Origin of the sequence: Bordetella genomosp. 6 (genome assembly GCF_002119705.1) — a bacterium.
Taxonomy (GTDB): domain Bacteria; phylum Pseudomonadota; class Gammaproteobacteria; order Burkholderiales; family Burkholderiaceae_B; genus Bordetella; species Bordetella bronchiseptica_F.
The window spans coordinates 1,757,660-1,784,606 of the sequence record NZ_CP021107.1; the positions used below are offsets into that span (position 1 = coordinate 1,757,660).

At 68.2% G+C, this 26,947-nt stretch carries 25 protein-coding genes; 21 read left to right on the forward strand and 4 right to left on the reverse strand.

Features of this window, described 5'->3' with window-relative positions:
* Window positions 1-55: 55 nt before the first annotated feature.
* The 3 genes from CAL11_RS08300 to CAL11_RS08310 all read right to left on the reverse strand — a co-directional run bounded on the left by CAL11_RS08300 (window position 56) and on the right by CAL11_RS08310 (window position 3,578).
* On the reverse strand, window positions 56-1,060 hold the full coding sequence (locus CAL11_RS08300; RefSeq protein ID WP_015063973.1) for a TAXI family TRAP transporter solute-binding subunit: 1,005 nt from the start codon (window positions 1,058-1,060) through the stop codon (window positions 56-58).
* A gap of 108 nt (window positions 1,061-1,168) precedes the next feature.
* The gene (locus tag CAL11_RS08305; RefSeq protein ID WP_086092648.1) at window positions 1,169-2,509 is read right to left on the reverse strand and encodes an aspartate aminotransferase family protein; all 1,341 of its coding nucleotides are present in this window, start codon (window positions 2,507-2,509) and stop codon (window positions 1,169-1,171) included.
* Window positions 2,510-2,549: 40 nt separating this feature from the next.
* On the reverse strand, window positions 2,550-3,578 hold the full coding sequence (locus tag CAL11_RS08310; RefSeq protein WP_086092649.1) for a MurR/RpiR family transcriptional regulator: 1,029 nt from the start codon (window positions 3,576-3,578) through the stop codon (window positions 2,550-2,552).
* A gap of 196 nt (window positions 3,579-3,774) precedes the next feature.
* Between CAL11_RS08310 and CAL11_RS08315 the strand changes: the two genes are divergently transcribed.
* The 14 genes from CAL11_RS08315 to CAL11_RS08380 all read left to right on the forward strand — a co-directional run bounded on the left by CAL11_RS08315 (window position 3,775) and on the right by CAL11_RS08380 (window position 17,434).
* Window positions 3,775-4,320 (forward strand): MarR family winged helix-turn-helix transcriptional regulator, encoded by a 546-nt coding sequence (locus tag CAL11_RS08315; RefSeq protein ID WP_033446833.1) that lies wholly within the window; start codon window positions 3,775-3,777, stop codon window positions 4,318-4,320.
* Window positions 4,317-4,877 (forward strand): diaminobutyrate acetyltransferase, encoded by a 561-nt coding sequence (gene ectA / locus CAL11_RS08320; protein ID WP_003810598.1) that lies wholly within the window; start codon window positions 4,317-4,319, stop codon window positions 4,875-4,877. The genes CAL11_RS08315 and ectA overlap by 4 nt, the downstream gene beginning before the upstream one ends.
* Before the next feature lie 110 nt (window positions 4,878-4,987).
* Window positions 4,988-6,295, forward strand: coding sequence for a diaminobutyrate--2-oxoglutarate transaminase (ectB, locus tag CAL11_RS08325; protein ID WP_015063970.1), 1,308 nt, complete (start codon window positions 4,988-4,990; stop codon window positions 6,293-6,295).
* Complete coding sequence (locus CAL11_RS08330) at window positions 6,292-6,687, forward strand: ectoine synthase (RefSeq protein WP_015063969.1); 396 nt, start codon at window positions 6,292-6,294, stop codon at window positions 6,685-6,687. The genes ectB and CAL11_RS08330 overlap by 4 nt, the downstream gene beginning before the upstream one ends.
* Window positions 6,688-6,705: 18 nt before the next feature.
* Complete coding sequence (gene thpD / locus CAL11_RS08335) at window positions 6,706-7,632, forward strand: ectoine hydroxylase (RefSeq protein ID WP_015063968.1); 927 nt, start codon at window positions 6,706-6,708, stop codon at window positions 7,630-7,632.
* 263 nt (window positions 7,633-7,895) lie between these two features.
* Complete coding sequence (locus CAL11_RS08340) at window positions 7,896-8,918, forward strand: 2-keto-3-deoxygluconate permease (RefSeq protein ID WP_033460235.1); 1,023 nt, start codon at window positions 7,896-7,898, stop codon at window positions 8,916-8,918.
* Window positions 8,919-10,136 carry a D-threonate kinase gene (gene dtnK / locus CAL11_RS08345; RefSeq protein WP_086092650.1) on the forward strand — a complete coding sequence of 406 codons (1,218 nt, stop codon included), beginning with the start codon at window positions 8,919-8,921 and terminating at the stop codon, window positions 10,134-10,136. It abuts the gene before it with no gap.
* On the forward strand, window positions 10,133-11,188 hold the full coding sequence (gene pdxA / locus CAL11_RS08350) for a 4-hydroxythreonine-4-phosphate dehydrogenase PdxA (RefSeq protein WP_015063965.1): 1,056 nt from the start codon (window positions 10,133-10,135) through the stop codon (window positions 11,186-11,188). Before dtnK ends, pdxA begins: the two co-directional genes overlap by 4 nt.
* A gap of 4 nt (window positions 11,189-11,192) precedes the next feature.
* Window positions 11,193-12,089, forward strand: coding sequence for a GntR family transcriptional regulator (locus CAL11_RS08355; RefSeq protein WP_033460229.1), 897 nt, complete (start codon window positions 11,193-11,195; stop codon window positions 12,087-12,089).
* A 74-nt stretch (window positions 12,090-12,163) separates the two neighbouring features.
* Complete coding sequence (locus tag CAL11_RS08360) at window positions 12,164-13,036, forward strand: MOSC domain-containing protein (RefSeq protein WP_015063963.1); 873 nt, start codon at window positions 12,164-12,166, stop codon at window positions 13,034-13,036.
* 130 nt (window positions 13,037-13,166) lie between these two features.
* The gene (gene panD, locus CAL11_RS08365; protein WP_003818672.1) at window positions 13,167-13,535 is read left to right on the forward strand and encodes an aspartate 1-decarboxylase; all 369 of its coding nucleotides are present in this window, start codon (window positions 13,167-13,169) and stop codon (window positions 13,533-13,535) included.
* A gap of 57 nt (window positions 13,536-13,592) precedes the next feature.
* Window positions 13,593-14,639: a CDP-6-deoxy-delta-3,4-glucoseen reductase gene (locus CAL11_RS08370; RefSeq protein ID WP_015063962.1), complete on the forward strand. Its 1,047-nt coding sequence runs from the start codon at window positions 13,593-13,595 to the stop codon at window positions 14,637-14,639.
* A gap of 196 nt (window positions 14,640-14,835) precedes the next feature.
* The gene (locus CAL11_RS08375) at window positions 14,836-16,092 is read left to right on the forward strand and encodes a D-amino acid dehydrogenase (protein ID WP_068925791.1); all 1,257 of its coding nucleotides are present in this window, start codon (window positions 14,836-14,838) and stop codon (window positions 16,090-16,092) included.
* Window positions 16,093-16,096: 4 nt separating this feature from the next.
* Window positions 16,097-17,434, forward strand: a complete 1,338-nt coding sequence (locus CAL11_RS08380; protein ID WP_086092651.1) for an extracellular solute-binding protein — start codon at window positions 16,097-16,099, stop codon at window positions 17,432-17,434.
* 156 nt (window positions 17,435-17,590) lie between these two features.
* On the opposite strand, the gene CAL11_RS08385 is transcribed toward CAL11_RS08380, so the two are convergent.
* The gene (locus CAL11_RS08385; RefSeq protein WP_086092652.1) at window positions 17,591-18,547 is read right to left on the reverse strand and encodes a LysR family transcriptional regulator; all 957 of its coding nucleotides are present in this window, start codon (window positions 18,545-18,547) and stop codon (window positions 17,591-17,593) included.
* A 96-nt stretch (window positions 18,548-18,643) separates the two neighbouring features.
* On the opposite strand from CAL11_RS08385, the gene CAL11_RS08390 reads away from it, so the two are divergent.
* The 7 genes from CAL11_RS08390 to CAL11_RS08420 are packed head-to-tail and all read left to right on the forward strand — an operon-like array spanning window position 18,644 to window position 26,818.
* Entirely contained in the window at window positions 18,644-20,020 is a 1,377-nt protein-coding gene (locus tag CAL11_RS08390; protein WP_086092653.1) for an acyclic terpene utilization AtuA family protein, read from the forward strand.
* Window positions 20,013-20,372, forward strand: coding sequence for an AtuA-related protein (locus tag CAL11_RS08395; protein WP_161780343.1), 360 nt, complete (start codon window positions 20,013-20,015; stop codon window positions 20,370-20,372). Before CAL11_RS08390 ends, CAL11_RS08395 begins: the two co-directional genes overlap by 8 nt.
* A gap of 47 nt (window positions 20,373-20,419) precedes the next feature.
* On the forward strand, window positions 20,420-21,994 hold the full coding sequence (locus tag CAL11_RS08400; protein ID WP_068925794.1) for an ABC transporter substrate-binding protein: 1,575 nt from the start codon (window positions 20,420-20,422) through the stop codon (window positions 21,992-21,994).
* Window positions 21,995-22,052: 58 nt separating this feature from the next.
* Window positions 22,053-22,991, forward strand: coding sequence for an ABC transporter permease (locus CAL11_RS08405; RefSeq protein ID WP_411469332.1), 939 nt, complete (start codon window positions 22,053-22,055; stop codon window positions 22,989-22,991).
* Between the two features lie 17 nt (window positions 22,992-23,008).
* Window positions 23,009-23,839 carry an ABC transporter permease gene (locus tag CAL11_RS08410; protein ID WP_086092654.1) on the forward strand — a complete coding sequence of 277 codons (831 nt, stop codon included), beginning with the start codon at window positions 23,009-23,011 and terminating at the stop codon, window positions 23,837-23,839.
* A complete protein-coding gene (locus CAL11_RS08415) occupies window positions 23,832-25,466 on the forward strand; it encodes an ABC transporter ATP-binding protein (protein WP_086092655.1) in 1,635 nt (544 codons plus the stop codon). The genes CAL11_RS08410 and CAL11_RS08415 overlap by 8 nt, the downstream gene beginning before the upstream one ends.
* The gene (locus CAL11_RS08420; protein ID WP_086092656.1) at window positions 25,463-26,818 is read left to right on the forward strand and encodes an amidase; all 1,356 of its coding nucleotides are present in this window, start codon (window positions 25,463-25,465) and stop codon (window positions 26,816-26,818) included. The genes CAL11_RS08415 and CAL11_RS08420 overlap by 4 nt, the downstream gene beginning before the upstream one ends.
* Window positions 26,819-26,947: the final 129 nt, after the last annotated feature.

Below are 26,947 nucleotides of genomic sequence, written 5' to 3' on the forward strand. Positions count from 1 at the left end.
CGCGGTGTTGCGAAGGCGCGCGCCCCGGCAGGCTGGCGCGCGCCGCGGCTTGCGTCTACAGCAGGCCCTTTTCCTTGAAGTACTTCTGGGCGCCGGGGTGCAGCGGCGCGGACAGGCCATTCTTGACCATGTCGGCGGCCTTCAGGTTGGCGAAGGCCGGGTGCAGCTTCTTGAAGTCCTCGAAGTTGTCGAAGACGGCCTTGACCACCAGGTACACCGTTTGCTCCGGCACATCCTCGGAGGTGACGAAGGTGGCGGTCACGCCATAGGTCTTGGTGTCTTGCGGATTGTTGGGGTACAGGCCACCCGGGATGGTGGCGTGCGCGTAGTACGGATACTTGTCGACCAGCTTGTCGACCGCCGGACCGGTCAGCGACACGAGTTGCGCGCCGCAGGTCGTGGTGGGGTCCTGGATGTTGGCCGAGGGGTGGCCCACGCCGTAGAAGAAGCCGTCGATCTTGCCGTCGCACAGCGCCGGCCCGTGTTCGTCCGGGCGCAGTTCGGAGGCCAGGGAGAAGTCCTTCAGCGTCCAGCCCATGCTCGACAGCAGCTCCTCCATCGAGGCGCGCGTGCCCGAACCCGGGTTGCCGACGTTGAAGCGCTTGCCCTTGAAGTCCTCGAACGACTTGATGCCGGCGTCCTTGCGGGCCAGCACGGTGAAGGGCTCGGGGTGGATGGAGAACACCGAACGCAGCTTCTTGTACGCGCCGCCTTGTTTGAACTGGCCTTCGCCGTTGTAGGCATTGAAGCCGACGTCCGATTGCACCACGCCCAGGTCCAGTTCGCCGGCCTTGATGGTGTTGACGTTGAACACCGAGCCGCCGGTCGATTCGACCGAGCAGCGCACGCCATGGGTGGCGCGGTCCTTGTTGACCAGGCGGCAGATCGCGCCGCCGGCGGCGTAGTACACGCCGGTCACCCCGCCGGTGCCGATGCTGACGAACTTCTGCTGGGCCGCCGCTGGCGAGGGCGCGGCCCACGCCAGCGTCACGGCGGCGCAGGCGGCGGCCAGACTGAAGGCTTTGCGGTGGCCCAAGGTGTGTTTGACTGACTTGCTCATACAAACTCCTTTTGGGGTTTTTCCCCGTGGTATTGCCGGTCTGTGCCGGCGGTCTGCGCTGGCGCCCGTGACGCCAGCCGCTACTGAGTCGCGCGCCGCGCGCGGCCGTCAGGCGCGCGTTTGCGCGATGGCCGCGTCGATGGCGCCGGCCAGCCGCTCGACGAGCTGGTCCAGTTCGTCGTCGGCGATGATGAAGGGCGGCGCCACGAGCACATGGTCGCCATGGCGGCCGTCGATCGTCCCGCCCATCGGGTAGACCATCAGGCCGCGCGCCATGGCCTCGCGCTTGACGCGCGCGTGCAGGGTCAGCTCGGGGTCGAAGGTCGCCTTGGTGGCGCGGTCGCGCACCAGCTCCACGCCCAGGAACAGTCCGCGGCCGCGGATGTCGCCCACGTGCGGATGCGCGCCCAGCGCATGGACCAGACGCTGGCGCAGGCCGTCGCCCTGGCGGCGCACGCGCGCCAGCAAGCCGTCGCGGCGGATCACCTCCTGCACCGCCAGCGACGCCGCGCAGGCGGTCGCGTGACCCAGGTAGGTATGGCCGTGCTGGAAAAAGCCGCTGCCCTTGCCCATGGCGTCGACGATGCGGCCTTGCGCCATGACGGCGCCGATCGGCTGATAGCCGCCGCCCAGACCCTTGGCGATGGTGATCAGGTCCGGCACGATCCCTTCCTGTTCGACGGCGTACAGCGTGCCGGTGCGGCCCATGCCGCACATCACTTCGTCGGCGATCATCAGGATGCCGTAGCGGTCGCAGATTTCGCGGATGCGGCGGAAATACCCCGGCACTGCGGTCAGCGCGCCGGCGGTGGCGCCCACCACGGGTTCGGCCACGAAGGCGATGACGGTATCCGGGCCCAGCCGCTGGAAAGTGTCTTCCAGTTCGCGCGCCAGCCGTTCGCCGTACTGTTCGGCGCTTTCGTCCTCGCGCTGGTCGCGGTAGGCATAGCACGGCGCAACGTGCTCCACGTCGATCAGCAGCGGCGCGAACTGGGCGCGCCGCCATTCGTTGCCGCCCACCGCCAGGGCGCCCAGCGTATTGCCGTGGTAGCTCTGGCGGCGCGCCACCAGGTGGCGGCGTTGCGGCTGCCCGATCTCCACGAAGTACTGGCGCGCCATTTTCAGGGCCGCCTCGACCGCCTCGGAGCCGCCCGAGACGAAATAGGCATGGCTGGTGCCGGCCGGGGCATCGGCGACCAGGCGGTCGGCCAGGCGTTCGGCGATCTCGGTCGAGAAAAAGCCCGTGTGCGCATAGGCCAGCGCGTCGATCTGCGCGTGCATGGCCGCCCGCACATCAGGGTGGTTGTGGCCCAAGCACGAGACGGCCGCGCCGCCCGAGCCGTCGAGGTAGGCGCGGCCGGCCTGGTCGTACAGCCAGACGCCTTCGCCACGCACGGCGACCGGCGGAGTGTGGCGCAAGGAGCGATGAAGAACGTGGGTGGTGCTCATTCCGGTATTCCTGGTAGGAGAGGCAAGAGGAGAAGGGCGGTCATGCCGTTTCCCGCGGCATGCCGCGGCCTGGCCGCGCCTTGTCGCGGCGCGCGTGCGCCGGCGACCAATACACCTGCTCGGCCTGCAGGCGCGCCTCGATTTCGGCCAGCCGCGCCAGGGCGGTCTCGCCGCCGCACGCGGCCAGGCGGGCGATCAGGTGCTCGGCCAGACCCAGCAGCCCGGCGGTGGTGTGAAAGAACGAGCCCGGGCCGCGCTGGGCCGGCTCGGCATAGACCCGCTCGCGTTCCGGCCGCGCGAACAGCAGCACATGGCCGGCGTCCAGCGCCAGGGGCGAGAGCGGGTCGTCGGTGAGCGCCACGATGGTCACGCCGCGCTGGCTGGCCTGGCGCGCCAGGTGCACCGTGGCGGCCGGGTAAGGGGCCTGCGAAATCGCCACCAGCGCGTCGCCGGCCTGCAGGTTGTCGATCTGTTCGGCCGGCGCGCCGCCCAGTCCGTCGATCAGCAGGCCGTTGCGGCGCACCAGCTGGTAGGCATAGCGCATCTGGTGCGCGATGCCGAAAGCCGAGCGGGTGCCCAGGAAGCCCACCTGGCCGGCGGCCAGCAGGGTCCTGGCCGCGGCGTCGAAGGCGGCCGGCGGATTGAGCGCCCGGATCGAGCCTATGGCCTGGGTCTGCAGCCCCGTCAATACGTCATGGCCGGGCGCGGCGCCCGCGTCCTGCGCCGCCTGCAGTTCCGCCGCGCGGTCGCGCCAGCCCGATCCGCCGGCGGCGGTCAGCGCCTGCTGGAACGGCGCGCGGAAGTCTTCGTAGCTGTCGCAGCCTGCCGCCCGCGCCAGGCGCAGCATGGTGGCTGGCGCCACGCCCACGGCCTGGGCCTGCCGGCGCATCGACCACAGGCCCACTTCGGCCGGGTGCGCGGCCACCCAGCGGGCGGCGCGCTGCAGTTCGGCGGGCAGGTCGTCGAGCAGTGACTGGAGGGTTTCCAGCATGGACGGGGCGGGGGTGGGCAGCATGGCGTGAAACAGGATAAAAAACACATGATATATCCCGTCAAAAATAAAAAACATGTGTTTTATGCGTCCTAGGGGTAATCCACTAAGCCCCCTGGGAGGATTCGCCCGCCGAAGCGATCATGACGGCAATTGCCGCAAAAACGCTCGCATTGAATTACATCTTGCCGGCAATTCTGGTTTGACTTGAATGGATTGCAGGCATATCATTTGAGTAGAAATCAATTTGGTCCGAACCTCTTTTTTCCTGGCTATGAACAACGTCGCTCAGACTGACACGCCGCAGCAATACGATCTACGCATCCTGCGCGCCCTGCGCCGCATTACGCGTTCCATCGCGCTGCATTCCCGGCAATTGGCGGCCGTCAGCCACATCACCGCTCCGCAGCTGATGTGCCTGCGCGCCGTGATCGCCGGCGGCCCCATGACGGCCACGGCCATCAGCCGCGAAATCCACGTCAGCCCGAGCACGGTGGTCGGCATCCTGGATCGCCTCGAAGACAAGGGCCTGATCCGCCGCGAACGCGGCCGGGAAGACCGCCGCATCGTGTTCGTCACCGCCACCGAGGCCGGCCGCGCGCTGGCCGCGGACGCGCCGTCGCCGCTGCAAAAGCACCTGGCCGACGGCCTGAATGCCCTGCCCGAACTGGAGCAGGCGACGATCACGCTGGCGCTGGAGCGCATCGTGGCGCTGATGGAACAGGAGGGGCATGCCGTCGAGGCGGCCGGCGAGGGATCGCCGCCCATACTCGAAATGCCTACTGGCGGCGCGCCCCCGGAATCGGGATTGGTAGTATGAGAAAAGACGAAACATCGAACACCTCGCCAGATATCTCCGCCGCGCAGCCGGCCAGCGCCTTGCGCTACCAGCTGCGCCCACCCCGCCGCAACGACGGCGCGGCCATACACCAGTTGGTGTCCGAGTGTCCGCCACTGGACCTCAATTCCCTCTACGCCTACCTGCTGCTGTGCGAGCACCACGCCCATACCTGCGTGGTCGCCGAAAGCCCGGGCGGACGTATCGACGGGTTCGTTTCCGCTTATCTGCTCCCGACTCGGCCCGACGTGTTGTTCGTCTGGCAGGTCGCGGTGCATTCCCGCGCACGCGGCCATCGGTTGGGCCGCGCCATGCTTGGCCACATCCTGGAACGCCAGGAGTGCAGGCATGTTCGACATCTTGAAACCACGGTGGGGCCTGACAACCAGGCTTCGCGCCGCACCTTCGCCGGCCTGGCCGGCGAGCGGGGCGCGCATGTCTCCGAACAGCCGTTCTTCGACCGGCAGGCTTTCGGCGGCGCAGACCATGACGACGAGATGCTGTTGAGGATAGGTCCGTTCACGCATCCGCCGCACTAGCTGGGCGGGCCGCACGGCCTATCGGAACCGGGACGCAGCGTAAAGCCTGGCCGCCAAAGCGGCAGCAGGCCGGCGCTGGCCGTCTGTCAACTTATATGAAGGGAGGATTTATGGACTTGAAAATCTTTGACCGAATGGAGTCGGAAGTGCGGGGCTACATTCGGTCTTTTCCAGTGATATTCAGCCAGGCGCGCGGTTCGCTGCTGATCGATGAGGAAGGCAACGAGTACATCGATTTCTTCAGCGGCGCCGGCACGCTGAACTACGGCCATAACAATCCGGTCTTCAAGGAACGCCTGCTGGAGTACCTGCACTCCGATGGCGTGGTGCACGGCCTGGACATGGCCACCAGCGCCAAGAAGCGCTTTCTCGAAACGGTGGACCGCGTGCTGCTCAAGCCGCGCAACTGGCAGTACACCCTGCAGTTCACCGGCCCGACGGGCACCAACGCGGTCGAGGCGGCGCTGAAGATCGCCCGGCAGGTCAAGGGGCGTTCGAACATCATATCGTTCACCCACGGATTCCATGGCGTCAGCGGCGGCTCGCTGGCTGCGACGGCCAATGCCAAGTTCCGCGACGCGGCGGGCGTATCGCTGGGAAATACCACGTTCATGCCGTATGACGGCTACTTCGGCCCGGACGTCGACACCATCGCCTACATCGAGCGCATGCTGGACGATTCCAGCAGCGGGCTGGACAAGCCGGCCGCGGTGATCGTCGAGACCGTGCAGGGCGAAGGCGGCGTCAACGTCGCGACGCTGCGCTGGCTGAAGGACCTGCAGAAGCTGTGCCGTCGCCACGACATGCTGATGATCGTCGACGACATCCAGGTCGGCTGCGGCCGCACCGGCAGCTTCTTCAGTTTCGAGGCGGCCGGGATCCAGCCCGACATCATCACGCTGTCGAAGTCGCTGTCCGGTTTCGGCCTGCCCATGTCGCTGGTGCTGATGAAGCCCGAGCTGGACATCTGGAAGCCGGGCGCCCACAGCGGCACGTTCCGCGGCAACAACCTGGCCTTCGTCACCGCCACGCAGGCGCTGGAGACCTACTGGTCCAGCGACGCGTTCTCCAACGAGGTGCAGCGCAAGGAGCGCCTGGTGCGCGACTGGCTGGAGAACCTGGTCCACAGCTATCCCAACGCCGGCCTGGCCGTGCGCGGCCGCGGCCTGATCCAGGGCCTGGTGGCCACCGCCGAGCCGGAACTGGCCAATCGCATCGCCCGCAAGGCTTTCGAGCGCGGCGTGGTGATCGAAACGTCGGGCGCGCAGGACGAAGTGCTCAAGCTGCTGCCGGCGCTGACCATCGAGGACGAGCTGCTGACGCGCGGCCTGGACCTGATCGAGGCCAGCGTTGCCGATGCGCTGTCGGAAGACCAGCCTGCCGCCCAGGTACTGAAATTTGGAGGAAAACGTCGATGATCGTACGCAACGTGAAAGATGTGATGGGAACCGAGGACGAAGTCCGCACCGAAACCTGGGTCAGCCGCCGCGTGCTGCTGAAGAAGGACGGCATGGGGTTCTCGTTTCACGAAACCACCATTTTTCCGGGCACCCGCACCCATATCCATTACAAGAACCACCTCGAGGCCGTGTGGTGCATCGAGGGCGACGGCTCGATCGAAACGATCGCCGATGGCAAGACGTATGAATTGGGTCCGGGCGTGGTCTATGCCCTGAACGAGAACGACGAGCACTGGCTGTGCGGCGGCAAGCAGCCGCTGCGCGTGATCTGCGTGTTCAACCCGCCGCTGACCGGCCAGGAAGTGCACGACGCCGAAGGCGTCTATGCGCTGGTCGAGGAAGCGGCCTGAGAACCAAGGAGGCTCATTATGATTTCACCTGCTCAGGATCCGTACGCCTCGCGTACGGATCGCAGTTCCGCCATCATTGCCCGCCAGGATCCCGTGGTCTATGGCGAGGGCAAGTTTGCCGACGCGTTGTCGGCCGACCAGGTCCAGTCCTACGAGCGCGACGGCTTCCTGCTGCTGGAGAACCTGTTCTCCGATGAAGAGGTTGCCGCATTGCTGGCCGAGGTCGAGCGCATGACGCGCGATCCCGCCATCGTGCGCCGCGAAGAAGCGATTACCGAACCGGGCAGCAACGCGGTGCGTTCTATCTTCATGGTGCATGTGCTCAGCCCCATCCTGGGCCGCCTGGTGCGCGACCCGCGCCTGGCCAATGCCGCGCGGCAGATCCTGGGGTCGGAGGTGTACATCCACCAGTCGCGCGCCAACATGAAGCCGGGCTTCAAGGGCAAGGAGTTCTATTGGCACTCCGACTTCGAAACCTGGCACGTCGAGGACGGCATGCCGTCGATGCGCGCGCTCAGCTGCTCGGTGCTGCTGACGGACAACAACGAGACCAACGGCCCGCTGATGCTGGTGCCCGGCTCGCACCGCCAGTTCATCTCGTGCGTGGGCGAGACGCCGCGCGACCATTACAAGCAGTCGCTCAAGAAGCAGGAGTATGGCGTGCCCGATCCGGTCAGCCTGCAATTGCTGGCCGAGCAGGGCGGCATCAGCACCATGACGGCCAAGGCCGGCTCGGTGGTGTTCTTCGACTGCAATACCATGCACGGCTCCAACAGCAACATCTCGCCGTGGCCGCGCGCCAACGTGTTCATGGTCTACAACAGCATGGAGAACACGCTGAACCCGCCCAAGTACGGGCTGAATCCGCGGCCCGAGCACATTGCCACCCGTCAGGCGTTCAAGGCGGTGCGTCCGCTCGATAGCCTGAAACTGGTCGAGCGCTAGGCGCGGAGCGGCCCTCGGGCCGACCTGCGTTTGGCTTGAGCCCCGCGAACCCCCGCGGGGTTTTTTTATGCCCGCCATGTCCCGGATCGGCAGGGCTGGGCCCATGCGGATCGCTGCCCGGAATCGAGAAAAAACGGTGACAAATCAGTATGTTGCAGATTTGTACGTACAGGTTGTACGTATAGGATTAGAATGGCGCTTTTCCCAGCAGCTGTGTTCCCTCTGATGCATAAGCAAAGCAAATCCTACGGAGACAACCTGTCATGACTACCGAAGTTTCCCGCGTACCGTTCTACTCGACCATGATGAAAGTGCCGGGCGGCCTCATGCTGCTGCCGCTGATCCTCGGATCGCTGCTGGGTACTTTCGCGCCCGACGCCCTGGCCATCGGCGGCTTCACCACCGCGCTGTTCAAGAACAGCGCGCTGCCGCTGATCGCGCTGCTGATCTTCGCGACCGGCACGCAGGTCAACATGCGCACCGGCGGTCCGATCCTGGCCACGGCCGGCACCATCCTGCTGATGAAGACGCTGGTGCCGGCCACGCTGATCATTCTGCTGGGCCATTTCGTCGGCCTGGACGGCGTGATGGGCATTTCCATCCTGGCCATGCTGGCGGCCTTCGACAACAGCAACGGCGGCCTGTGGCTCGCCTACACCGGGCAATACGGTGACAGCCGCGATCGCGGCGCCTACGTCGCCAGCGCGGTCAACGACGGCCCGTTCTTCAGCCTGCTGTTCCTGGGCGCCTCGGGCCTGGCGGACATCCCGACCATCGCCCTGGTGGCCGCGCTGGTGCCGTTCCTGCTGGGCGTGGTGGTGGGCAACCTGGACATCGAATGGCGCAACGTGCTCAAGCCGGTGCCCAACATCGTGATCCCGTTCTTCGCCTTCGCGCTGGGCACCGGCATCAACCTGGGCGCGGTGATCTCGGGCGGCATGAGCGGCCTGGTCCTGGGCCTGCTGATCAGCCCCATCACGGGCGCGCTGGTGTACTTCGGCTACCGCTACATCCTGCGCCGCGGCGGCAAGAGCGGCCTGGGCTTCGCCGCCGGGACCACCGCCGGCAACGCCATCGCCACGCCGGCCGTGGTGGCCGCCGCCGATCCGTCGTTCCAGCCCTATGTCGCGACCGCGACGGCCCAGGTGGCCGCGTGCGTGCTGATCAGCTCCATCCTCGCGCCGGTGCTGGCGTCGTACTTCCTCAAGCGCGCCGGCGAACTCAAGCCGGTGGACCAGGAACCGCAGGACGAGCGCGCCGGCCAGCCCGCCGAAGTGAGCCTCTGAATGAGCGGGCCGTACATAGGCATCGTGGCCGACGACCTGACCGGGTCGGGCGACACCGCGGTGCAGTTCGTGCGGGCCGGCTGGGCGACCCAGCTGTCGGTGGGCGGCGCCGAGCAGGCGCTGGCCGATCCGGCCGTGCGCCAGGCCGAGGTGCTGGCGGTCACGACGCACAGCCGTCCCCTGGCGGCGCAAGCCGCCGCCGCCGTGGTGCGCGGCGAGGTCGAGCGGCTGCGCGCCGCTGGCGTGCAGCGCCTGTACAAGAAGGTCGATTCGACCCTGCGCGGCGCCTTCAAGGCCGAGATCGACGCCGCGCGGCTGGCCTGGGGCGAAGATGCGATCGCGGTGGTCTGCCCGGCGTTTCCCGTCACCGGCCGCACGGTGCGCCAGGGCGTGCTGTATGTGGGCGATCGGCCGGTCACCGAGACATCGGCCGCCACGGACCCGGTGACGCCGGTGACCGAATCGCACATTCCCACCCTGCTGGGCTGCGCCCACCTGGCGGTACAGGCGGGGGAAACCCCGGCCGAACTGGCGCGGCGCATCGCCGCCGCCGCTCCGGTGGTGGTGGTGGATGCCCTGGACGACGCCGATATGCAGCGGCTGGCGCACGCCATCGGCGTGCTGGGCCAGCGCGCCGTGCCGGTCGGCTCGGGCGGGCTGGCCGCGCCGCTTGCGCGCGTATGGGCGGGCGGGCAGGCCGCCGGCCCGGTGCTGGTGGTCGTGACCTCGCAGCACAGCGCGGCGCGCCAGCAGGCCGCCGCGTTGCAGCAGGCCGGCGCGCGCACCTGGTCGCCGACACTGGCGCAACTGGCCGATGACCGGAGCTGGGCGGCCTGGGCCGCCGAGGTCGAGGCGGCCGAGCACGGCATGCCGGCGGTCGACGCCTTGATGCTGCTGGCGCCCGAAGGACGCCTGGCCGGGCTGGACGCCGACAGCGTCGCGCGCAGGCTGGGCGAGCTGGCCGCGCGCCTGGTGCTGGCGCACGGCGCGGCCGGCGTGGTGGCCACCGGCGGCGACGGCGCCAGCGCCGTGCTGGCGGCATTGCGGGCCAGCGGCATTGCGCTGGTCGATGAAGTCACCGGCGGCGTACCGCTGGGCACCCTGACCGGTGGCCAGGCGGCAGGGCTGCCAATCGTTACCAAGGCCGGCGGCTTTGGCGAGCAGGATGTATTGATCCGGGCCGCGCAGGCGATCCGGGAACGGAGATTCACGAAATGACGCAAGACGCTACCCCCTCCCGCATTCCCACCCTGGCGGTGACGCTGGGCGACGTGGCGGGCATAGGCCCGGAAATCACCGCCAAGATGCTGCTCGGCCACGACGAGCTGCGCCAGCGCGCCCGCCTGCTGGTGGTCGGCGACGCCGCCGTGCTGGCCCAGGCCGTGCAGGCCGTGGGGGGCGATCCGGCGCGGGTGCGCGTCATCGCGACGCCGGCCGAGGCGACCAACCAGCCCGGCGGCATCGAAGTGATCCAGGCCGGCCCGTCGCTGGCGCACGTGCCGCCGGGCCAGCTGAGCGCCGAGGCCGGCGACGGCTCGGTGCGCTACGTCACCACGGCCTGCGCGCTGGCGCGCGACGGCCTGATCGACGGTATCGTCACCGCGCCGCTGAACAAGGCCGCCATGCACATGGCCGGCCACAAATGGCCGGGCCATACCGAGCTGCTGGCGCACGAGTTCGGCGTCAAGACCTTCTCGCTGGTGCTGTCGGCCGGCGACCTGTATATCTTCCATGCCACCACCCATGTGTCGCTGCGCCAGGCGATCGAGGATGTGAATCCGCAGCGCATGCGCGCGGTGCTGCGCCTGGCCGGTTCGTTCGCGCGCGCGCTGGGCCGCGCCGACCAGCCGGTGGCGGTCGCGGGCCTGAACCCGCATGCCGGCGAGAACGGCATCTTCGGCACCGAGGACGACGAGATCCTGGCGCCGGCGGTGGCGCAGGCCAATGCCGAGGGCATCCTGGCGGCCGGCCCGATTCCGGCCGACGCGCTGTTTCCGCAGGCCGTGCGCGGCAAGTGGAAATTCGTCATCGCCTGCTACCACGACCAGGGCCATGCGCCGTTCAAGTCGGTCTACGGCGACGACGGCGTCAACATCACGGTAGGCTTGCCGGTGGTGCGCGTGTCGGTCGACCACGGCACCGCGTTCGACATCGCCGGCAAGGGCATCGCGCGCGAGGACAGCCTGGTGCTGGCCGCCGAGCGCGCGGCGCAGCTGGCGCCGGGCTGGCATCAAGTATGGGAAACTGCGCGCTCCACAACCGGAGGCTGATCGCATGGCGTTGTCCGCCATTGAACCCCTTGCGCTGGATCGTTCCGGCGCAATCCCCCTGCATGCGCAGGTGGCGGACGCAATCCGCGCCCATATCCGCAACCATCGGCTGACCGCCGGCACCGTACTGCCCAGCGAGGCGGCGCTGTGCCACAGCTTCGGCGTGGCGCGCAGCGTGGTCCGGCAGGCGCTGGGCGCCCTGGTCGCCGAAGGGCTGATCCGCCGCGACCAGGGCCGCGCGCCGGTGGTGGCGCCGCCGCGCGAACATCGGCGCATGGTGCAGCGCTCGGCCGGCCTGTACGAGCAGTTCGCCGGCCTGGGCGTGGCGCTGCGCACGCGCGTGCTGGTCTGCCGGCCCGCCGAACCGCCGCCCGAGGTGGCGGCCTTCTTCGGCACGGCCGAGACCTTGCTGCTGGAGCGTTTGCGCAGCGTCGACGCCCAGCCGCTGGCGTACGTGCGCACCTGGTTGCCGCGCGCGGCCATTGCCGGGCTGGCGGCCGACCACTTGCGGGACGCCTCGCTGCACCGCGTGCTGGCGCAGCGCTTCGGTCTGCGCCCGGGGCGCGGCCGCAATCGCATCCGGGCCGTGGCCGCCGACGCGCCCCTGGCGCAGGCGCTGGACGTGGCGCCGGGCAGCCCGCTGCTGATGCTGGAAGGGCAGGGACTGGACCAGGACGGCCATCCGCTGGAGTGGTTCACCACCTGGCACCGCCCTGAAAACCTGGTGTTCGACGTGGACGTGGGGCAGGAGCAGGAAAGCGTGCAGCCCGCGCTCACTCGCGGGGCGGCCGCCGTGACGTCGCCGGCCGTGGCCGTGCCGCCGTCCGGCGCACTGGACGCCGTCGAGCAGTCGCTGCTGCAGGCGCTGCAGGCCGTGCGGCACGCCCGCGAGGGCCGATAGGGCAGGCGCGCCATTTCGCGCCGGCTGGCGCCAACTGCTATTCTTGACGCCTTCTCCTGTCAGGTCGCGTCGCCATGTCCACCCGCATCCGCAGTCTGCATATCTATCCCGTCAAATCCTGCGCCGGCATCGACCTGGCCGAGTCGAGCGTCGATCGCGCCGGCCTGGCGCACGATCGCCGCTGGATGGTGACGACGGCCGCCGGCCAGTTCATGACCCAGCGCCAGTATCCGCAGATGGCGCGCATCCGCCCGGCGCTCGAGGACGGCATGCTGGTGCTGCGCGCTCCGGGCATGGACGACTTGCGCATACCGGCGGATGGCTCGGAACTGGCCGAGCGCACCCAGCCCGTGGGCGTGTGGCGCGATACGGTGATTGCCCGCGCCGAACATCCGCGCTGCGCCGAGTGGCTGAGCCGCTTCCTGGGACTGCCGTGCCGCCTGCTCAAGATCGACCTGCGGGCGGACCGCTCGGCCAATCCGGAATGGGTCGACACCTGGCTGGAGCGCCACCCCGAATGGGCCGAGGATTTCGCCGGCGACCATTTCTTCGGCTTTGCCGACGGGTTTCCGCTGCTGGTGGCCAACCAGTCGTCGCTGGACGAGCTGAACGAACGCCTGGCGGCGCGCGGCCAGGCGCCGGTGCCGATGAACCGCTTTCGCGCCAATATCGTGGTCGAGGGCGACTGGCCGGCCTTCGAGGAAGACCAGACCGCCTGCATCGTGGCCGGCGGCGTGCGCATGGCGTTCGTCAAGCCGTGCACGCGCTGTCCGATGCCCAATGTGGACCAGGTCACCGCCGAGGTGTATGACGAGCCCGGCCTGACGCTGACGACCTTCCGCTCACTGGAGATCGGCGTGGTGTTCGGCCAGAACGCCATCGTCGATCGTACCGCCCCGGCGCCATTGCGCGTGGGCGACGCGGTCGAGATCGAACTGGACTTCTAGCCCCGTCCGCCGCGGCGCGCGCGTCGGCGGCGGCAAAAAATATAGAATGTGGGTTTGCGCGGGCACAGCCGGATGCCGGGCGCATTCGAGCACGCTTGCGCGGTCCGGCCCGCGCGCCAGGACATTTTCTATGCAACGCATCATGCTGCGGGCGAAGCTGCACCGCGTTACGGTCACCGAGGCCGATCTGCACTACGAGGGATCGTGCGGCATCGACGAAGACCTGCTGGACGCCGCCGGCATGCGCGAGTTCGAACGGATCGAGCTCTACAACGTCACCAACGGCGAACGCTTCGACACCTACATCATCAAGGCCGCCCGCGGCAGCGGCGCGATCTCGCTCAACGGCGCCGCGGCGCGGCGCGCGCAGGTCGGCGACCTGCTGATCATCTGCACCTACGGCCCGATGTCGGAAGAGCAGTCGGCCGCGCACAAGCCGCAGGTCGTGCTGGTCGACGACGCCAACCGCGTCAAGGAAATCCGTAAATTCCCGGCCTGACGGCCGTTGCGCGCGCGCCCGGGCAGGGCGCCGCGGTCACTTCCGATTCGTATCGCTATGAGTTTCCAGGTCACCATCGAACCCAGCAAGCACCAGTTCCAGGCCGAGGCCGGCCAGACTGTCCTGGATGCGGCCCTGGCGGCCGGCATCGTGCTGCCCTATAGCTGCCGTACCGGCGCGTGTTCGACCTGCAAGGGCAAGGTCGTCTCCGGCGAGGTGGATGCGGGGCCCTATCCGGCCCAGATCCTGTCGCCCGAGGACCTCGCGCAGGGCTACACGCTGTTCTGTCAGGCCAAGCCGCAGAGCGACCTGGTGGTCGAGTCCACCGAAGTCCGGCTGGCCAGCGACATCCAGATCCGCAAGCTGCCTTCGCGGGTCCAGACGATCGAACGCGTCGCGCCCGACGTCGCGGTGCTGAAGCTGCAATTGCCGGCTTCCGAGCAGTTCCGCTACTACGCCGGCCAGTACATCGAAATCATCCTCAAGGACGGCAAGCGCCGCAGTTATTCGATGGCCGGCGCGCCGCATACCGGCAGCCCGCTCGAACTGCATATCCGCCACATGCCGGGCGGCCTGTTCACCGACCACGTGTTCGGCGCGGGCGACACGCAGATGAAGGAGCGCGAGATCCTGCGCCTGGAGGGGCCGTTCGGCTCGTTCTTCCTGCGCGAGGACAGCGACAAGCCGGTCGTGCTGCTGGCCAGCGGCACCGGATTCGCGCCGGTCAAGGCCATCGTCGAGCACATGATCCACCACCAGATCCAGCGGCCCGTCGTGCTGTACTGGGGCGGACGGCGCCCGCGCGACCTCTACCACGATGCGCTGGCGCAATCGTGGACCCGGAGCCTGCCGGGCTTTCGCTATGTGCCGGTGGTCTCCAACGCGCTGGACGAGGATGGCTGGAGCGGCCGCACCGGCTATGTGCACGAAGCGGTCATGCAGGACCTGCCCGACCTCTCTGGTTACGAAGTGTATGCATGCGGCACGCCGCTGATGGTCGACGCGGCGCGGCGCGAATTCAGCGCGCAGTGCGGCCTGCCCGCCGAGGCGTTCTATGCCGACGCCTTCACCTCGGAAGCCGATCTGGCCAGGGCGACGCCCTGAGGGCGGGCCGGCGCGGCAAGCACGGGGCGGCATCCCTGCACGCGGCGCGTGCAAATGGATACCGCCCTTTTTTTAATGTCATAGGCGCGCCCGGCGCGCCGGAGTAAACTGCCGGCCAGCATATTGACCGGTCATGCGGCCGCGGTGCGCAGGTCGGGCCCGCCGATCCGACCCGCACCCAGGGAGCGATTCAGGAATGAAAGTAGCGGTATTGGGCAGTGGCATCATAGGAGTCTCGAGCGCCTGGTGGCTGAGCCAGGCAGGCCACGACGTCGTGGTCGTCGATCGGTGCACCGGCGCGGCGCAGGAAACCAGCCTGGCCAACGGCGCGCAGATATCCGTGTCGTACGCCGAGCCCTGGGCCAATCCGCAGGCGCCGTTCAAGCTGCTGAAGTGGATGTTCCAGGACGACGCGCCGCTGCTGTTCCGGCCGCAGCTCGATTGGCGCCAATGGCAATGGGGCCTGGCGTTCCTGCGCGAATGCCTGCCCTCGCGGCTGGCGCCCAATATCCGCGCCATGGTGCGCATGGCCGAATACAGCCGCGCCACGCTGCAGGGCATGCGGGCCGAACTGGGCATCCAGTACGACCACCTCGAGCGCGGCATTCTCAATTTCTACCGCGACCAGCGCGAGTTCGAGACCTCGCAGCGCGCCGCCGGCCTGATGCGCGACTTCGGCGTCGAGCGGCGGGTGATCAACGCCGACGAAGTGGTGGCCATCGAGCCGGCCCTGGCCGCGCATCGCCAGACCATCGTCGGCGGCGACTACACGCCCGAGGACGAAAGCGGCGACGTGCATCTGTTCACCGCCGAACTGGCCCGGCGCTGCGAGGCCGCCGGCGTGGAGTTCCGCTTCTCCACGCGTGTGACGCGCCTGCTGAGCGAAGGCGGGCGCGTGCAGGGCGTGGAACTGATCGAGCCCGACGGCCGCTACGGCCGGCTGGATGCCGACGCCTTCGTGGTGGCCATGGGCAGCTTCAGCGCGCAACTGGTGCGCCCGCTGGGCGTGCCGTGCATGGTGTATCCCGCCAAGGGCTATTCGGCGACGTTCCCGGTGCGCCCGGGCGCGCTCGCGCCGATGGTCAGCCTGACCGACAGCAGCCACAAGGTGGTTTTCTCGCGCCTGGGCGAACGCCTGCGCATGGCCGGCACGGCCGAACTGTCGGGCTATTCGCGCGGCCTGAATACCGGCCGCTGCGAAGCCATGACGCGCCTGGCGCGCGAACTGTTTCCCGAGGCGCTCGATTTCGAGCGCGTCAGCTATTGGTCGGGCCTGCGCCCGTCCACGCCTTCCAACGTGCCCCTGATCGGCCGCACCAGCGTATCCAACCTGTACCTCAATACCGGACATGGTACGCTGGGCTGGACGATGGGGGTGGGCTCTGGCCGGGCCCTGGCCGACCTGCTCAGCGGGCGGCGGCCGGAACCGGAATTTCCCTTTCTTGGTCTGTGAACCTATGAAGAAACTGCAAATGACGGGCTTTGCCCGCGCGATGCGCGCCAGCCGGCGCGCTTGTGTGCTGGGCCTGGCGATGGCCGCGATGGGCGCGGCCCAGGCCGCCGACTCGGTCGAGATCCAGGTCTGGCACACCCTGTCAGGCCCCAACAAGGCCGAATTCGAGAAGCTGGCCAAGCAATTCAACAAAGAGCAGGACGACGTCGTCGTCAAGCTGCGCGACTTCGGCAACCAGGACGACCTCAAGAAGGAGGCCGCTTCGGCCGTCAAGTCCAAGAAGGGACCGAACCTGGTGCAACTGGCGGACAACCACTCGCCGGAAGTGGTCGCCGAGCACAAGGCCATCCTGCCGCTGCATCAGCTGCTGGCCAAGTATCCGGTCAAGGACCTGAACTGGTTCCTGCCGTCGACCACCAGCTTCACGCGCGACGGCAAGGGCCGCCTGCTGGCCTTCCCGTGGATGGCCGAAGTGCCGGTGATGTTCTACAACACCGCGTACTACAAGAAGGCGGGCCTGGACCCCAACAAGCCGGCGCGCACCTGGGCCGACCTGCAGGCCGAGCTGCTCAAGCTGCGCGACGTGGCCAACATCGATTGCCCGTATGCCACCAGCGACCAGGTCACGGTGCACCTGGAGAACCTGGCGCCGGTCAACAACCAACTGTACGCCACCCTGAACAACGGCCTGGACGTCGCAAAGAAGGGCTCGCCGTCCATGCAGTTCGACACGCTGTACATGCGCCACGTCTCGCTGATGGTGAGCTGGAAGCGTTCGCTGCTGCTGACCGCGTATTCGGACGACAACAAGAGCGACCAGCTGTTCGCCAAGGGTGAATGCGCCGTGCTGACCACCAGTTCGAGCGCGCTTGGCCAGTTCCTCAACACCCGCTCGCTGTCGTTCGGCGTGGCGCCGCTGCCGTACTATGACCAGGTCACCAAGACCGGCGGCCGGCCATTTGTCAGCGGCTCGGCGCTGTGGGCCATGGAAGGCCATCCGCAGGCGCAGGAGAAGGCCACCGCCCAATTCCTGGCGTGGCTCTCCAAGCCCGTGATCGCCGCCGAATGGCACCAGCGCACCGGCTACCTGCCGCTGACCGAGGCGGCCTTCCGCGCTTCGGACGTGTCGTTCTACAACAAGGTGCCCGGCGCGCAGCAAGTGGTCGAGTTGATGCGCAACCCGCCGGCGGCCACCAGCCGGGGCTTTCGCATCGCCAACTACGATCGCATCGAACCGGTGCTCAACACCCAGCTGACCGCGGCCTTCGACGGCAAGACGCCGCCGGTCGCGGCGCTGAACAATGCCGCCTCGCAGGCGCGCTCGCTCGCCGCGCAGCGCTGAGCGTTCAGGCGCCGCAACGGAACCGGGCCGCTGGCCCGGTTTTTTTTTGCGTACGGCGCGGTGCCTGTGCCCGCAGAGGGAGCGACACCTGCGGCCAGGGTGCCTGTCCCCGCCGGGACAGGCGCTCCGTCATGGCGCCGTGAATGCGCCTGGCGTTCAATCGCGCTTCTCGGTGCGCCGCCGCCGGGGCCTTGCCGGGGAGGCCGCCGGCGTGCCCAGTTTCGCGACCACCAGGTCGTACAGCGCCTGCGCGGCGATCGACAGCCTTTCCTCCTGCCGGCGGACGATGTAGATCTGGCGCGTCAGGCCCGGCAGCGAAATGGGGCGGATGAGCAGGCCGGGGCGTTCGAACTGGTACAGCGTGAAGGTCGGCACGACGCTTATGCCCAGTCCGGCCTCGATCATGCCCGCTACGGTCGCGAGCTGCGCGACCTCCAGTATCGTTTTCGCGACGTGCGGGCGCAGCGCCGCCTCCACCGTCTGGCGCACGCTGCTGTTGCGCGTGAGATGGATGAAGGGCCAGGGCGCCAGGTGCCTGAGGGTAAGGCGCGGCTCGCACGCCAGCGGATGGTCCTTGCGGCAGATCAGGTGGAAGGTGTCGCTGCACAGCTCGCGCGCATGCAGGACCGCGGGATCCGAGGAGCGGATGCCGCGCGAGGCGAGCGCAAAGTCGGCCTGGCCGCTGCGCACCAGCTCGATGCACTCGTCGGACAGGACATCCGAGAGCATGAGTTCGATGTCGGGATGCTCGGCGTGGAATTCGTGCAGGATTTTCGGCAGCCATCCCGCCGCCAGGGAGGGAAGGGCGGCGACATGGACGCGTCCGCGCCGCAGTTCGACGAAGCTGGCGATGTGCGTCATGGCGTGGCCGAGGTCGGCCAGCAGCCTGCGCGCCAGGGGCTCGAACAGCTCGCCTTCCTGCGTCAGCACCACGCGCCGCGTGCTGCGATCGAACAGCTGCATGGCCAGCGTCGCCTCCAGCGACTGGATCAGCGCGCTGAATGCGGGCTGGGATAAATGGCATGCCTGCGCGGCCTTGGTGAAGTGGCGCAGGTCGGCAAGCATGACGAAGGCGCGCAATTGGCGGGTGGACAGATCGGCCTGGGGTCTCATTGATTTGAAGTATCTATTAATCAATCCAAAAAATCGATTTTTCTTATCGTACTGCCGATTCTAAACTGGCTGCCACCGTCACTTCGTGATTCAGCAATGCGTTCATTCCCTTCCCTGTTGATCGGTTGCGCCGCAGGTTTCTCGGGCGACCGTGTCGATGCCGCCGGCCCGGTGGTGGATACGCTGATCGCCCGCCTGGGCGGCGCTCCCGCCAACGGCCGAGCCTTCCTGATTTTCGAGACCCTGGCCGAGCGCACCCTGGCGCTGGCGCAGCTGCGCAAGCGCGCCGATGCCCAGGCCGGGTACGAACCCCTGCTCGAGGACATGCTCGGACCGGTGCTGGCGCGCTGCCTGGCGCATGGCATACGCATCGTCAGCAACTTCGGGGCCGCCAATCCGGAAGGCGCGGCGCGCCATATCCTGCGCATGGCCGCGCGGCAGGGCTTGCGCAAGCCGCGCATCGCGGTAGTCAAGGGCGATGATGTCTCGGGCGCGCAGCATGCCGGCATGCTGGCCGAATACCTGGGCGAGCAATACGATCCGTCCAGCATCGTCAGCGCCAATGCCTATCTGGGAGGCGAACAGATCCGCGATGCGTTGGACCATGGCGCGGAAATCGTCGTGTGCGGCCGCGTGGCGGATCCGTCGCTGACGGTGGGGCCCGCGATGTCCTATTTCGGCTGGCAGGCCGACGACTGGGACCGCATCGGCCGCGCCACCATGGCCGGGCATCTGCTCGAGTGCGGCGCGCAGGTCTGCGGCGGCTACTACGCCGACCCCGGCTACAAGGACGTGCCCGGACTGGAGCAGGTCGGCTTTCCGGTCGCCGAGATCGACGAGGACGGTCATTGCGTCATCGGCAAATCCGATGGCACGGGCGGCCTGGTCGACGAGGCCACCGTCATCGAACAGTTGCTCTACGAGGTGCACGATCCGGCCGGCTACCTGACGCCCGACGTGGTTGCCGACATTTCGCAGGCCGAGGTCCGGCGCGTGGCCGACAACCAGGTCCGGCTGACCGGCGTGCGCGGCCATCCCCGGCCGGCGGCGTACAAGGTCAATGTGTGCCTGGAAGGCGGCTGGCTGGCCGAGGGCGAGATTTCATACGCGGGCCCGCGCGCCGAGGCGCGCGCGCGCCTGGCCGCCGAGGTGGTGTGCAAGCGGCTGGCCGACCTGCGCATCCGGACCGACCTGATCGGCCGCGTGAGCATTTTCGGCGACGACGCCGGGCGCCTGCTGGCCGGCGCGCTGACGGGCGATGGCGAGGACGTGCGCCTGCGCCTGGCCGCGCACGCCGTCACGCGCCAGGACGCCATGCGCCTGACGCGCGAAGTGACCGCGCTTTACTGTTGCGGCCCCGCCGGCGGCGGCGGCGTGCGCACCACGCTGACGCCGCGGCTCGATATGGTTTCATGCCTGCTGCCGCGCGACCTGGTGCGCGCCGGATTCGAAATGGTGGATGCCGATGTCTGATGTGCTTGTTCCCCTGTTTCGCGTCGCGCACGCGCGCACCGGCGACAAAGGCGACCGCTCGAATATCAGCGTGATCGCCTGGGACCGCGCGCTGTACCCCTTGCTGGTCGAGCAGCTCACGCCCGAGGTGGTGCTGGCGCAATTCGCGCATCGGCGGCCCGCCGGGGCGCAGCGCTATCTGCTGCCCAAGCTGGGCGCCATGAACTTCGTGCTTGACGCCGTGCTCGACGGGGGCGTCAATGGCGCGCTCAACCTCGACGCGCACGGCAAGGCGCTGTCCTATTTGATCCTGAAGACGGAAATCGCCGTTCCGTCCGACCTGGTCTGCCGCCTGGCCGGTTCGCCCGGCTGAAGGCGGTCAGTCTGCTTATAACAACTCAACTGATAAGGGGCCCCCTGATGCGATACCTGAAAAGTACCTATGCAGCCGTCCTGCTGGCCATCGGCACGGCCGTGCCGCACGCGACCACCCTGGCGCAGGAAGTCAAGGTTGCGGCCGAGGCGCCGTTGAGGCTGCTGGACCCGGTGGGCACGACTGCGTATATCACGCGCAACCACGCCTACATGGTCTACGACACGCTGTTCGCGCTGGACGCGCAGCTCAAGCCGCAGCCGCAGATGGTGGGCAACTGGAGCGTGAGCCCCGACAAACTGGTCTATAGCTTCACCTTGCGCGACGGGCTGAAGTTCCATGACGGCAGCCCGGTGACCGCGGCCGACTGCGTCGCGTCGATCAAGCGCTGGGCGCAACGCGACCTGACCGGCCTGCGCATGATGGCGGCGACCAAGGAAATCACCGCCAAGGACGACAAGACCTTCGAGATCGTGCTGGAGCAGCCCTTCGGCGCCGTCATCGAAGGCCTGAGCAAGGCCAGCTCGCTGCCGGCCTTCATCATGCCCAAGCGCATCGCCGACGCGCCGGCCAGCCAGGCGATCACCGAAGTGATCGGGTCCGGGCCGTTTCGCTTCGTGGCGTCGGAATACCGCCCCGGCCTGCAGGTCGTCTACGAGCGCAACACGGATTACGTGCCGCGCAGCGAGCCCGCCAGCGGCCTGGCCGGCGGCAAGGTCGTGAACGTGGACCGCGTCGTCTGGCTGTCGCTGCCCGACATCCAGACCGAGGCCAATGCGCTGGCCAAGGGCGAGGTGGACTATGTGCAGACCGTGTACCCCGACGTGGTGCAGACGCTTCAGGCCAGCAAGGATGTGGTCATCCAGAAACTGGCCAGCACCACCACGCCGACCCTGCGCCTGAACTGGCTGCAGCCGCCGTTCAACAACCAGAAGGTGAGGCAGGCGCTGCTGCATGCCGTGAGCCAGCGCGACTACATGGATGCGCAGGTCGGCGACCCCAAGGCCTATCGCGTGTGCTGGGCCATGTTCGGCTGCGACTCGCCGCTGGCCAGCACGGCCGGCGTGGTGTCCAAGGACGACGAGGTCGATCTCAACGCCGCCAAGGCCTTGCTCAAGGAGAGCGGCTACAAGAACGAGAAGGCCGTCTTGCTGCACGCCACCGACTATCCGCCCACGTCGGCCATCGCGCCGTTCACGGCGCAGATCCTGCGTTCCATCGGCATGAAGGCGGAAGTCCAGTCCATGGATTGGGCGACCTTCCTCACCCGCCGCGGCAAGCAGGACCCGGTGGAGAAGGGCGGTTGGAGCGTGGCCTACGGCAGCTGGAACACCCTGGACCTGATGTCGCCCATCGCCAACCTCAACCTCGACGGCCGCGGCAAGGAGGGATACGCGGGCTGGACCGAGAGCGCCGAGATGGAGTCGCTGCGCACGCAGTACGCCCAGGCCACCGACCCTGCCAGCCAGCAGCAGATTGCCGCGAAGATCCAGCAGCTGGCCTATGACCAGGTCTTCTATATTCCGCTGGGCACCTACAGCAACTACGCCGCCCATCGCAGCAATGTGACGCCGCTGCTGGACGCGCCCGTGACGGTATTCTGGGGAATATCCAAGAACTGAGTCGCCGCGCGGCGCCGCCACGGCGCCGCGCAGCACGTAGGAGGTCGTTTCCGTGCAAATTCTGAGGTTGCTGTTCCTGCGCCTGGCCAGCGCCATTCCCGTGGTGCTCGTGGTGGTGACGGTGGTGTTCCTGCTGGTCAGGTTGACCGGCGATCCCGCCACGATTCTTGCCGGCGACATGGCCAGCCCCGAGGTGGTCGCCAGCGTGCGCGCCGACCTGGGGCTGGACCGTCCCTTGCTGGGCCAGTATGCGCAATGGCTGTGGGATCTGTTGCAGGGCAACCTCGGCACATCCATCGTCACCAAGCAGCCGGTGGCGACGCTGATCGGCGAACGCCTTGAATCGACCCTGGTGCTGTCGCTCAGCGCCCTGGTCGTGACGGTGCTGCTGGCGGTGCCGCTGGGCGTGCTGGCGGCCTGGCGCCACAATACGCTGGTGGACCGGGTCGTGATGGTCTACGCGGTCATCGGCTTCTCGCTGCCCAGCTTCGTGGTGGGGTACCTGCTGATACTCATGTTCTCGGTCTGGCTGGGCTGGCTGCCGGTGCAGGGCTACGTCAGCATCACCGACGATCTCTGGCTGGCCGCGCAGCACCTGGTGCTGCCCACCCTGGCGCTGGCGATCTTCTACATGTCGCTGATTTCGCGAGTGACGCGCGCCAGCGTGCTGGAAGTCCTGAACGAGGATTTCGTGCGCACCGCCAAGGCCAAGGGAGTGCCGCCGTTGCGCATACTTTCGCAGCACGTGCTGCGCAACGCCGCGATTCCCATCGTCACCGTCATCGGCATCGGGCTGGCCTTCCTGATCAGCGGCGTGGTGATCACCGAGAGCGTGTTCAACCTGCCCGGCCTGGGCCGCCTGACCATCGACGCCGTGCTGTCGCGGGACTATCCCGTGGTCCAGGGCGTCATCCTCTTTTTCGCCTGCGTCTATATCCTGGTGAACCTGTTGATCGACATGCTGTACGTGGTCATCGACCCACGGATCCGCTACTGACGATCCGGAGACGAGACATGACATCCATTCTTCGCCACAACAGACTGGCGCTGCTGGGAGGCGGCGTGCTGCTGCTGATGATCGCCATCAGCGTCGCGGCCTCCTGGGTCGCCAGCATGGACCCCGCGATGATGCAGCCGCGCATGCGCCTGACGCCGCCGGGCGAGGCCTTCCTGCTGGGCACCGATGCGCTCGGGCGCGACGTGTACTCCCGCGTCGTGCATGGCAGCCGCATGTCGCTGGCGATCGGCGCGCTGGTGGTCGTCATCACGATTGCCATCGGCACGCTCATCGGCCTGGTGGCCGGGGCCTCGCGCATCATGGACCGCATCCTCATGCGGATCATGGACGGCGTCATGGCCATTCCCGGCATCCTGCTGGCGGTGGCCCTGGTGTCCCTGTTCGGCGCCAGCCTGGTCTCGGTCGTGATCGCGATCGCCGTGCCCGAGATTCCGCGCGTGGTGCGCCTGGTGCGCAGCGTGGTGCTCTCGGTGCGCGAAGAGCCCTACGTCGAGGCCGCGGTCGGGCTGGGGGTGCCGTATCCCAAAGTCGTCTGGCGGCACATCCTGCCCAATTGCTTCGCGCCGCTTATCGTGCAGGCCAGCTACGTGTTCGCCGCGGCGATCCTGCTCGAGGCCGTGCTGGGCTTTCTGGGCGTGGGCTTTCCGCCCGAAATCCCCACCTTCGGCAACATCCTGGCCGAGGCGCGGCCGGTATTCCAGCGCGCGCCGTGGGCCACCGTGGCGCCCGGCCTGCTGCTGGCCGTCACGGTGCTGGCGGTGAACCTGCTGGGCGATGGACTGCGCGACAGCCTGGACCCGAAACTCGCGAGGCGCGCAAATGACTGAGAACACACCGAAGCAACGGGTGCTGGAGGTGTCCGGCCTGGCCATCCACGCCGGCGGGCGGCCGCTGGTGCAGGACGTCACGCTGAACGTGGCGCAGGGGGAAATCCTGTGCCTGGTGGGCGAGTCGGGGTCGGGCAAGTCGCTGACGGCGTCGGCCGTCATGGGGCTGCTGCCGGGCAACCTGAGCGTGGGCGCCGGCAGCATCCGGCTCGACGGCGAAGACCTCACCGCGGCGTCGCCGGCGCGCATGCAGGCGCTGCGCGGCGACCGCATGGCCATGGTGTTCCAGGAGCCCATGACCTCGCTGAATCCGTTGATGCGCGTGGGACGCCAGATCGCGGAGGTGCTGCAGGTGCACCGGCCCGAGCTGAGCGGCGGGCAAGTGCGGGCGCGGGTGCTGGAGCTGATGCACGATGTGCACCTGCCCACCCCCGAGGCGCTCATGGACGCCTTTCCGCACCAGCTGTCGGGCGGACAGCGCCAGCGCATCATGATAGCGATGGCGCTGGCGCTGGAGCCCGCGCTGATCATCGCCGACGAACCCACCACGGCGCTTGATGTCACGACCCAGGCGCAGGTGCTCAGGCTGTTTCGCCAATTGCTCGCCAAGCATTCGAGCGCGGTGCTGTTCATCACCCATGACTTCGACGTGGTGCGCGATATCGCCGACCACGTGGCCGTGATGCAACTGGGCCGCATCGTCGAGCAGGGGCCGGCCGGGCAGGTGCTGGACGCGCCCCGCCACGACTACACCCGCAAACTGCTGGCCGCCGTGCCCAGCGGCACGCCCAAGGCGCAGCAGGGCGCGTCGTCCGATGAGCTGCTGTCGGTCAGCGGCCTGAACCTGGTCTATGAGTCGCGCGGCCTGCTGGGCCCGGCGCGGCGCACGCATGCCGTCGCCGATGTCGGCTTCACGCTGAAAAAGGGCGAAACCCTCGGCGTCGTCGGCGAGTCGGGTTCGGGCAAGTCCACGCTGGGGCGCTGCATCACGCGGGCGCACACGCCCACGTCGGGCCGGATCGTATTCGACGGCGTGGACATCGCGGGCCTGTCCGGCAAGGCGCTGCGGGCGGTGCGCCGCCGCGTGCAGATGGTTTTCCAGGACCCCTACCGGTCGCTGAATCCGCGCCGCAGGATCCTGCACGCCTTGATCGAAGGCCCGGTCGAAAGCGGGGTGGACCGCAAGACGGCCTGCGCGCGCGCGGCCGAGCTGATGGCCCTGGTGGGCTTGCCGGCCGACGGCCTGCAGCGCTACCCGCACCAGTTCTCGGGCGGGCAGCGGCAACGCATCTGCATCGCGCGCGCGCTGGCGATGGAGCCCGACCTGATCGTCGCGGACGAAGCCGTGTCGGCGCTGGACGTGTCGGTGCAGGCGCAGGTGCTGGAGCTGTTCGAGGACCTCCAGAAGCGGCTGGGATTCGCCATGATCTTCATTACCCATGACTTGCGCGTGGCCGCGCAGGTCTGCGACCGCATCGGCGTGATGCAGAAAGGGCGCCTGCTGGAGCTGGGTCCGGTGCGGCAGGTCATCCATGCGCCCCGGCACCCCTATACCCGCCACTTGTTCGATTCGCTGCCCGGCCGCGTGGGCCAGGCGGCGGAACCCGCCATGGAGCTACAGGCATGACCAGTACCGATCAGCACATTGCCCGCGCCGGCGTCGCCGAGCTCGCCAGGGGGATCGCCCGGGGCGAGTACACGCCCGCCGGGGTGACCGACGTATTCCTGCGCCGTATCCAGGACCTGAATCCCGCGATCGGGGCGTTCGTGGCCGTCTACGAGGACGAAGCCCGGCAAGCGGCCCGGCAGGCCACGCAGGCGCTGGCGCAAGGGCAGCGCCTGAGCCCCTTGCACGGCATTCCGTTCGCCGTGAAGGACATCGTCGACGTGGCCGGCAAGTTCACCACCTACGGCTCGCGCACCGGCGCGGGGCGGCAGGCCGGCGCCACCGCCGAGTACGTGCGTGCGCTGCTCGACGCCGGGATGATCCTGCTGGGCAAGACCCACACCGTCGAGTTCGCGTTCGGCGGCTGGGGCACCAACCAGCGCATGGGAACGCCGCGCAACCCGCTGCGCGCGGACGTGCCATGCGCGACGGGTGGGTCGAGCAGCGGATCGGGGGCCGCGGTCGGCGCGCGGATGGTGCCCTTCGCGGTAGGCACGGACACCGGCGGTTCTATCCGCATCCCCTCGGCGTTCTGCGGCCTGACCGGCATGCGGCCCAGCATGGGACGCCACAGCGGCGCCGGCGTCATGTCGCTCAGCCACACGCTCGACACCATCGGGCCGCTGACGCGCACCGTCGAAGACGTGCAGATGCTCGACGACCTGCTGACCGGCAAGACCACCACGGACACCGCGCAGCCGGGTTCGCAGGCCATGGCGCGGGTGCGCGACGCGCGTATCGGCGTGCTGGGCACGGATTGGCTGGGCGCCATCGAGCCCGAGGTGGCGCACGCCTATGCGCAAAGCCTGCGGGCCTTCGAGGCGATGGGCGCGACGCTGGTCGAGCTGGCGCTGCCGTTCGACCGGGAAGTGTTCGCCCAGCTGACCTCCACCCTGATTGCCTGCGAAGGCCTGCAGTTCGCCGGGAAGTACGCCCACGATCCGCTGTCTGGCATGGACGAGGACGTGCGCGGGCGCTTCCTGGTTGGCGACCAGTACGACGCCGCGGCCTATGCCGAACTGCTGGGGCGCCGCAGCGCGATGATCGATACGTTCACGCAGGCCATGGCCGGCGTCAAGGCCTTGCTGATGCCCACGACGCCGTGCGTGGCGCAGCCGCTTTCGGGGCTGGAGCAGTCGCCGTACAACCCGGCGGTGTACACGCGCATGCCGGCGTGGCTGGGTTGCTGCGCGCTGGCGGTGCCCAACGGCACCGGGGCGCACGGCTTGCCGACCTCCCTGCAGATCGTCGGCCTGCCCGAATCGGACCGGCTGGTGATGGCGCTGGGACGTGCCTACCAGGAATATGCGTAGGGCGCGGCGCGCCGCGGGCCGGCCGCCGGCCGGCCTTTTTTCGTGCCCGTGGGCCTGCGCCGGCAAGGCCTAGTGCCCGATTGATCCATGCGTACATGTCGGTCTAGGCGCGCCTGGCCGGTTGCGCCA